The organism is Streptomyces sp. NPDC056160 (assembly GCF_042268205.1).
GTDB lineage: Bacteria > Actinomycetota > Actinomycetes > Streptomycetales > Streptomycetaceae > Streptomyces.
In genome coordinates, this window is record NZ_JBHJUW010000034.1 from 64,289 (window position 1) to 72,445 (window position 8,157).

Annotated in this window: 7 protein-coding genes; all 7 read left to right on the forward strand. The window is 70.1% G+C overall.

Annotated elements, in window-relative coordinates:
- Window positions 1-9: 9 nt before the first annotated feature.
- The 7 genes from ACFC02_RS15530 (at window position 10) to ACFC02_RS15560 (ending at window position 7,953) form a co-directional block, all read left to right on the forward strand.
- A complete protein-coding gene (locus ACFC02_RS15530) occupies window positions 10-1,068 on the forward strand; it encodes an ABC transporter ATP-binding protein (RefSeq protein WP_376356746.1) in 1,059 nt (352 codons plus the stop codon).
- Entirely contained in the window at window positions 1,061-2,209 is a 1,149-nt protein-coding gene (locus ACFC02_RS15535) for an ABC transporter ATP-binding protein (RefSeq protein ID WP_376356748.1), read from the forward strand. The genes ACFC02_RS15530 and ACFC02_RS15535 overlap by 8 nt, the downstream gene beginning before the upstream one ends.
- Before the next feature lie 203 nt (window positions 2,210-2,412).
- Entirely contained in the window at window positions 2,413-4,035 is a 1,623-nt protein-coding gene (locus tag ACFC02_RS15540; RefSeq protein WP_376356750.1) for an ABC transporter substrate-binding protein, read from the forward strand.
- Between the two features lie 6 nt (window positions 4,036-4,041).
- Window positions 4,042-4,965 (forward strand): ABC transporter permease, encoded by a 924-nt coding sequence (locus ACFC02_RS15545; protein WP_376356752.1) that lies wholly within the window; start codon window positions 4,042-4,044, stop codon window positions 4,963-4,965.
- Entirely contained in the window at window positions 4,958-5,956 is a 999-nt protein-coding gene (locus ACFC02_RS15550; RefSeq protein ID WP_376356754.1) for an ABC transporter permease, read from the forward strand. Before ACFC02_RS15545 ends, ACFC02_RS15550 begins: the two co-directional genes overlap by 8 nt.
- A 7-nt stretch (window positions 5,957-5,963) precedes the next feature.
- Window positions 5,964-6,938 carry an ABC transporter ATP-binding protein gene (locus ACFC02_RS15555; protein WP_376356756.1) on the forward strand — a complete coding sequence of 325 codons (975 nt, stop codon included), beginning with the start codon at window positions 5,964-5,966 and terminating at the stop codon, window positions 6,936-6,938.
- On the forward strand, window positions 6,931-7,953 hold the full coding sequence (locus ACFC02_RS15560) for an ABC transporter ATP-binding protein (RefSeq protein ID WP_376356758.1): 1,023 nt from the start codon (window positions 6,931-6,933) through the stop codon (window positions 7,951-7,953). Before ACFC02_RS15555 ends, ACFC02_RS15560 begins: the two co-directional genes overlap by 8 nt.
- Window positions 7,954-8,157: the final 204 nt, after the last annotated feature.

The window sequence follows — 8,157 nt, forward strand, 5'->3', positions numbered from 1 at the left end:
GAGGCGTACGTGACCACCATCGAAGAAGTCACCCCGGTGCCGTCGCCCCGCGACGGCGGGACGGACGGCGGGCCGCTGCTCGACGTGCGCGACCTGCACGTGGAGTTCCACACCCGTGAGGGTGTCGTGCGGGCCGTCAACGGCGTCAACTACAGCGTGAGCGCCGGCGAGACCCTCGCCGTGCTCGGCGAGTCCGGCTCCGGCAAGTCCGTGACGGCGCAGGCGATCATGGGCATCCTGGACATGCCGCCGGCGAAGATCCCCCAGGGGGAGATCCGCTTCCGCGGGCAGGACATGCTGACCATGTCCGCCGAGGAGCGCCGCAAGATCCGCGGTCGCCGGATCGCGATGATCTTCCAGGACGCGCTGTCGTCGCTGAACCCGGTGCTGACCGTCGGCTACCAGCTCGGCGAGATGTTCCGCGTCCACCAGGGCCTGTCCAAGAAGGACGCCAAGGCCAAGGCGATCGAGCTGATGGACCGGGTGAAGATCCCGGCCGCCGCGGCCCGCGTCAGCGACTACCCGCACCAGTTCTCGGGCGGTATGCGCCAGCGCATCATGATCGCCATGGCGCTGGCCCTGGAGCCGGACCTGATCATCGCGGACGAGCCGACCACGGCGCTCGACGTGACGGTCCAGGCCCAGGTGATGGACCTGCTCGCGGAGTTGCAGCGCGAGTACAACATGGGTCTGATCCTGATCACCCACGACCTCGGTGTCGTCGCCGACGTCGCGGACAAGATCGCGGTGATGTACGCGGGCCGCATCGTGGAGCAGGCGCCCGTGCACGAGCTGTACAAGCGCCCGGCGCACCCGTACACGCGGGGTCTGCTGGACTCGATCCCGCGCCTGGACCAGAAGGGCCAGGAGCTGTACGCGATCAAGGGTCTGCCGCCCAACCTGCTGCGCGTACCCACCGGTTGCGCCTTCAACCCGCGCTGCCCCAAGGCCCAGGACATCTGCCGTACGGAGATCCCGGAGCTGCTGCAGGTCACCGAGCGCGACGGCGGCGAGCTGCCGGGCCGCGCCTCGGCGTGCCACTTCTGGAAGGAGACGATCCATGGCTGAGCTCAGCAAGAACGACGAGCGGCAGGACGCCACGCCGAACGTCTCCGAGGTGGACGTCGTGGAGGCGGGCACCGAGGAGGAGGCGGTCGGCGCCATCGAGGCGCCCGTCCAGCGCGGCGAGCCGATCCTCCAGGTGCGCGACCTGGTGAAGCACTTCCCGCTCACCCAGGGCGTCCTGTTCAAGAGGCAGGTCGGCGCGGTCAAGGCCGTCGACGGCATCTCCTTCGACCTGTACCAGGGCGAGACGCTGGGCATCGTGGGCGAGTCCGGCTGCGGCAAGTCCACGGTGGCCAAGCTCCTGATGAACCTGGAGCGGGCGACCGCGGGCCAGATCTTCTACAAGGGCCAGGACATCACCAAGCTGTCCGGGCGCGCGCTGAAGGCGGTCCGCCGCAACATCCAGATGGTGTTCCAGGACCCGTACACCTCGCTCAACCCGAGGATGACGGTCGGTGACATCATCGGCGAGCCCTTCGACATCCACCCCGAGGTGGCCCCGAAGGGCGACCGGCGCCGCAAGGTGCAGGAGCTGCTGGACGTCGTCGGTCTGAACCCGGAGTACATCAACCGCTACCCGCACCAGTTCTCCGGCGGTCAGCGCCAGCGCATCGGCATCGCCCGCGGCCTCGCGCTCAACCCCGAGGTCATCATCTGCGACGAGCCGGTCTCGGCGCTGGACGTGTCGGTGCAGGCGCAGGTGATCAACCTGATGGAGCGGCTGCAGGACGAGTTCAACCTGTCGTACATCTTCATCGCGCACGACCTGTCGATCGTCCGGCACATCTCGGACCGCGTGGGCGTGATGTACCTCGGCAAGATGGCCGAGATCGGCACGGACGAGCAGATCTACGACCACCCGACGCACCCCTACACGCAGGCGCTGCTGTCGGCCGTTCCGGTGCCGGACCCGGACGCCCGCGAGAACCGCGAGCGGATCATCCTCACCGGCGATGTGCCGTCCCCGGCCAACCCGCCCTCGGGCTGCCGCTTCCGCACCCGCTGCTGGAAGGCCCAGGACAAGTGCGCCGAGGAGGTTCCGCTGCTGGCGATCCCCGAGCGTTTCAAGGGCGAGGACTCCCAGGCGGCCCACGAGTCGGCCTGCCACTTCGCCGAGGAGAAGGACATCGTCCACGCGGCGTAGTCCCCTCGACGGCACCACCGCCGATGCCCGACACCCCCTCCAGGGTGCCGGGCATCGGCGTTCGCGGGCATCGGCGGGCGTGCATCCGGCTGGAGCGGGGCCGCCCCCCGGTGAGGCGTACGGGATATATGCGGCTTATGTGGTGATATGAGGATCAAGCCGTCGGCCGGACCGCGCCGTGTCCCGTACCCGAGGAGGCGCCCATGCGTGCAGGCACCCGCGTGCGGTGGGCCGGCGCGGCGCTGGCGGCGGCCGTGCTGCCGCTGGCCGCGGGGTGCGGCAGCACGACGGGCGCCGGGGCCGGAGTGCTCAGCTCCTCCTGGGGCGACCCGCAGAACCCGCTGGAGCCCGCCAACACCAACGAGGTGCAGGGCGGCAAGGTGCTCGACATGGTCTTCCGCGGACTGAAGCGGTACGACCCGAGGACCGGCAAGGCCGAGAACATGCTCGCCGAGCGGATCGAGACCGCCGACTCGCAGAACTACACGATCACCGTCAAGCCCGGCTGGACGTTCAGCAGCGGCGAACCCGTCACCGCGAAGTCCTTCGTCGACGCCTGGAACTACGGCGCCAGCCTCAGGAACAACCAGAAGAACGCGTACTTCTTCGGCTACATCGACGGCTACGACAAGGTCCACCCGGAGAGCGGCACGCAGAGCGCCGACACGCTGAGCGGCCTGAAGGTCACCGGACCGCGGACCTTCACCGTCCGGCTCGGCCAGAAGTTCTCCACCTTCCCCGACACCCTCGGCTACGCCGCCTTCGCCCCGCTGCCCCGCACCTTCTTCACCGACCACAGGGCCTGGCTCGACCGGCCCGTCGGCAACGGCCCGTACACCATCGAGTCCTACACCAAGGGCGCGCAGATGTACCTGAAGAAGTGGGACCGCTACCCCGGTCCGGACAAGGCGCTCAACGAGGGCGTGACCCTCCTCGTCTACACCGACAACAACACCGCGTACACCGACGTCCTGGCCGGCAACCTCGACCTGGTCGACGACATCCCCGCCAGCCAGCTCAAGAACGTCACCTCCGACCTGAACGGCCGCTACATCAACACCCCGGCCGGCATCATCCAGACCCTCGCCTTCCCGTTCTACGACAAGGCCTGGAACACCGACGGCGCCCGCAAGGTCCGCACCGGCCTGTCCATGGCCATCGACCGGGCGCAGATCACCAAGACCCTCTTCCGCGGCACCCGCACCCCCGCCACCGACTGGACCTCACCGGTGCTCGGCACGGACGGCGGCTTCCAGGCCGGACTGTGCGGCAGGGCCTGCGCGTACGACCCCGCCGAGGCCAGGAAGCTGGTCAAGGAGGGCGGCGGGCTGCCCGGCGGCCAGGTGCGGATCACGTACAACGCGGACACGGGCTCGCACAAGGAGTGGGTGGACGCCGTGTGCAACTCCATCAACAACGTGCTCGGCAACGACCGCGCGTGCGTGGGCAACCCGGTCGGCACCTTCGCCGACTTCCGCAACCAGATCTCCCGGCACCGCATGCCGGGCCCCTTCCGGGCCGGCTGGCAGATGGACTACCCGCTCATCCAGAACTTCCTCCAGCCGCTCTACTACACCGACGCCTCCTCCAACGACGGCAAGTGGTCGAACAAGCAGTTCGACCACCTCGTCGACCGGGCCAACGCCGAGACCGGCAAGGCAGCGGCGATCCGGCTGTTCCAGCAGGCCGAGGGCGTCGTCCGCGACAACATGGCCGCCATCCCGCTCTGGTACCAGAACGGCAGCGCCGGCTACTCCGACCGGCTGCACCACGTGGCCCTCAACCCGTTCAGCGTGCCCGTCTACAACGAGATCAAGGTCGGCTGAACCGCCATGGGACGCTACGTCGTCAGACGCCTGCTCCAGATGGTCCCCGTCTTCATCGGGGCCACCCTGCTCATCTTCCTCATGGTCAACGTGATGGGCGACCCCGTCGCCGGCCTGTGCGGCGAACGCGCCTGCGACACCGCGACGGCCGCCCAGCTCAAGCGGGAGTTCGGCCTCGACAAGCCGCTGTGGCAGCAGTACGCGACCTACATGGGCAACGTCTTCACCGGCGACTTCGGCACCGCCTTCAACGGCCAGCCCGTCACCGAACTGATGGGCGCCGCCTTCCCGGTGACCATCCGGCTCACCGTCGTCGCCATCGTCTTCGAGATCGTCATCGGCATCACCCTGGGCGTGGTGACCGGACTGCGGCGCGGCCGGCCCGTGGACACCTCGGTCCTGCTGCTCACCCTGGTCGTCATCTCCGTCCCCACCTTCGTCACCGGCCTGCTCCTGCAACTGCTGCTCGGCGTCAAGTGGGGCTGGATGCGGCCGTCCGTGCCGCCCGAGGCCTCCTTCGACGAGCTGATCGTGCCCGGCCTGGTCCTCGCCTCCGTCTCCCTCGCCTACGTCACCCGGCTGACCCGCACCTCCATCGCCGAGAACCGGCGCGCCGACTACGTCCGCACCGCCGTCGCCAAGGGCCTGCCCCGCCGCCGCGTCGTCGTACGGCACCTGCTGCGCAACTCGCTCATCCCCGTGGTCACCTTCATCGGCACCGACATCGGGGCGCTGATGGGCGGCGCCATCGTCACCGAGCGCATCTTCAACATCCACGGCGTGGGCTACCAGCTCTACCAGGGCATCCTGCGCCAGAACACCCAGACCGTCGTCGGCTTCGTCACCGTCCTCGTGCTGGTCTTCCTGGCCGCCAACCTGCTCGTGGACCTCCTGTACGCCGTACTCGACCCGAGGATCCGCTATGCCTGAGCAGCCGCCGCAGTCGCAGCCGTACGAGCCCGAGGGCGCCGTCGCGGGGACCGGCATGGGCGGCGGGATGGACCTCGCGGCGAGCGAGGCGAGCAGCCTGGCACCGGGGCCGGACGGGGGAGCGGGCGGCGCGGGCCCGGCGGAGCGGCCCCGCTCGCTGTGGTCCGACGCCTGGCGCGACCTGCGCCGCAACCCCGTCTTCCTGCTCTCCGCGCTGGTGATCTGCTTCCTGGTCCTCATCGCCGTGTGGCCCTCGCTCATCGCCCCCGGCAACCCCCTGTCCTGCGACCTGGCCCGCGCCCAGGACGGCCCTTCGCCCGGCCACCCCTTCGGCTTCGACGGCCAGGGCTGCGACGTGTACACGCGCACCGTGCACGGCGCCCGCGCCTCCGTCACCGTCGGCGTCTGCGCCACCCTCGGCGTTGCGGTCCTCGGCTCCGTGCTCGGCGCCCTCGGCGGCTACTTCGGCGGGGCGTGGGACGCGGTCCTGTCCCGGGTCACCGACATCTTCTTCGCCATCCCGGTCGTCCTCGGCGGCCTGGTCCTGCTGTCCGTCGTCACCAGCAACACCGTCTGGCCCGTCGTCGGGTTCATCGTGCTGCTCGGCTGGCCGCAGATCTACCGCATCGCCCGCGGCTCCGTCATCACCGCCAAACAGCACGACTACGTGCAGGCCGCCCGCGCCCTCGGCGCCTCCGACACCCGCATCCTGCTGCGCCACATCGCGCCCAACGCCGTCGCCCCCGTGATCGTGGTCGCCACCATCGCGCTCGGCACGTACATCGCCCTGGAGGCGACCCTTTCCTACCTCGGCGTCGGGCTGAAACCGCCGAGCGTGTCCTGGGGCATCGAGATCTCCGCCGCCTCGCCCTACGTCCGCAACGCCCCGCACGCGCTGCTGTGGCCCGCCGGCGCGCTGGCCGTCACCGTTCTGGCCTTCATCATGCTCGGCGACGCGGTCCGCGACGCCCTCGACCCGAAGCTGAGGTGACGGCGCGATGCTGCTCGAAGTCCGCGACCTGCACGTGGAGTTCCGCACCCGCGACGGTGTCGCCCACGCCGTCAACGGCGTCACCTACCAGGTGGACGCGGGCGAGACCCTCGCCGTGCTCGGCGAGTCCGGGTCCGGAAAGTCCGTGACCGCGCAGGCGGTCATGGGCATCCTCGACATGCCGCCCGGCCGCATCACCGCGGGCGAGATCCTCTTCCAGGGCCGTGACCTGCTGAAGCTGTCGGAGGAGGAGCGACGCAAGGTCAGGGGCGCCGGGATCGCGATGATCTTCCAGGACGCGCTGTCCGCCCTCAACCCGGTGCTCACCGTGGGCGACCAGCTCGGCGAGATGTTCACCGTGCACCGGGGCATGTCCCGCAAGGACGCGCGGGCCAAGGCGGTCGAGCTGATGGACCGGGTGCGCATCCCGGCCGCCGCCCAGCGCGTGCGCGACTACCCGCACCAGTTCTCCGGCGGTATGCGCCAGCGCATCATGATCGCCATGGCAGTGGCCCTGGAGCCGGACCTGATCATCGCGGACGAGCCGACCACCGCCCTCGACGTGACGGTCCAGGCCCAGGTGATGGACCTGCTCGCAAAGTTGCAGCGCGAGTTCGACATGGGCCTCATCCTCATCACCCACGACCTGGGCGTGGTCGCCGACGTCGCCGACGACATCGCGGTGATGTACGCGGGCCGGATCGTGGAGACCGCCCCCGTCCACGCCCTCTACAAGGCGCCCGCGCACCCCTACACGCGCGGCCTGCTCGACTCCATCCCGCGCCTGGACCACAAGGGCCGCGAGCTGTACGCCATCAAGGGCCTGCCGCCCAGCCTCACGCGCATCCCCTCCGGCTGCGCCTTCCACCCGCGCTGCCCGATGGCCCGGGACGTGTGCCGCACGGACGTACCGCCGCTGTACGAGGTGGACGAACAGCGCGGGTCCGCCTGCCACTTCTGGAGGGAGTGCCTGGATGGCTGAGCCGTTGCTGGAGGTCGCCGGGCTGGTCAAGCACTACCCGCTCACCCGGGGCATCCTCTTCAGGAAGCAGATCGGCGCCGTCAGGGCCGTCGACGGCGTCGACTTCGTCCTCGGCCGGGGCGAGACACTGGGCATCGTCGGCGAGTCGGGCTGCGGCAAGTCCACGGTGGCCAAGCTGCTGTGCCGGCTGGAGCGGCCCACGGCCGGACAGATCCGCTACCGCGGCGAGGACGTCACCAAGCTGTCCGGGCGCGCGCTGAAGGCGGTGCGCCGCAACATCCAGATGGTGTTCCAGGACCCGTACACCTCGCTCAACCCGCGGATGACGGTGGGCGACATCATCGGTGAACCGTACGAGATCCACCCCGAGGCGGCCCCGAAGGGCGAGAGGCGCAGGAGGGTCCAGGAGCTGCTGGACGTGGTGGGCCTGAACCCGGAGTACGTCAACCGCTACCCGCACCAGTTCTCCGGCGGTCAGCGCCAGCGCATCGGCATCGCCCGCGGCCTCGCGCTGCGCCCGGAGATCATCGTCGCGGACGAGCCGGTCTCCGCGCTGGACGTGTCCGTGCAGGCCCAGGTGATCAACCTGATGGAGCGGCTCCAGGCCGAGTTCGACCTCTCCTACGTCTTCATCGCGCACGACTTGTCCATCGTGCGGCACATCTCCGACCGGGTCGGCGTCATGTACCTGGGCCGCATCGTGGAGACCGGCACGGACGAGCAGATCTACGACCACCCGACGCACCCCTACACGCAGGCGCTGCTGTCGGCCGTCCCGGTGCCGGACCCGGAGGCCCGCGAGCAGCGCGAGCGGATCATCCTCACCGGCGACGTGCCGTCCCCGGCCGCCATCCCCTCCGGCTGCCGCTTCCGCACCCGCTGCTTCAAGGCCCGCGAGCGCTGCGCGCTGGAGGTTCCGCTGCTGGCGGTCCCCGAGGAGTTCCGCCACGCGGGCGGCCCGGCGGCCCACGACTCCGCCTGTCACTTCGCGGCGGAGCGGCGGACCATGCGTTGACACGCGGGAAACCTCACGGAAACGGCTCCGAGACGCGCGGGCGGCAGGCTGTGACCGTACGGCCGTGCGGGTGCCGTTGGCGGGCCGGGCGCGCGGTACCCGTTCGGGGGCGGCGCGCCCCGCCCGTCGCCGTGTCCGCTCCGCCGCCCAGGCCGAGGGTCCCCGTGTGGGAGTACACCGGGAGCAGGAGCAGGTTGGGCGCGA

Excerpts from the sequence above, each read along its gene's own strand:
- ACFC02_RS15535 (WP_376356748.1), top strand. The coding sequence starts at position 1,061 with ATGGCTGAGCTCAGCAAGAACGACGAGCGGCAGGACGCCACGCCGAAC.
- ACFC02_RS15545 (WP_376356752.1), top strand. The coding sequence starts at position 4,042 with ATGGGACGCTACGTCGTCAGACGCCTGCTCCAGATGGTCCCCGTCTTC.
- ACFC02_RS15550 (WP_376356754.1), top strand. The coding sequence starts at position 4,958 with ATGCCTGAGCAGCCGCCGCAGTCGCAGCCGTACGAGCCCGAGGGCGCC.
- ACFC02_RS15540 (WP_376356750.1), top strand. The coding sequence starts at position 2,413 with ATGCGTGCAGGCACCCGCGTGCGGTGGGCCGGCGCGGCGCTGGCGGCG.
- ACFC02_RS15560 (WP_376356758.1), top strand. The coding sequence starts at position 6,931 with ATGGCTGAGCCGTTGCTGGAGGTCGCCGGGCTGGTCAAGCACTACCCG.
- ACFC02_RS15555 (WP_376356756.1), top strand. The coding sequence starts at position 5,964 with ATGCTGCTCGAAGTCCGCGACCTGCACGTGGAGTTCCGCACCCGCGAC.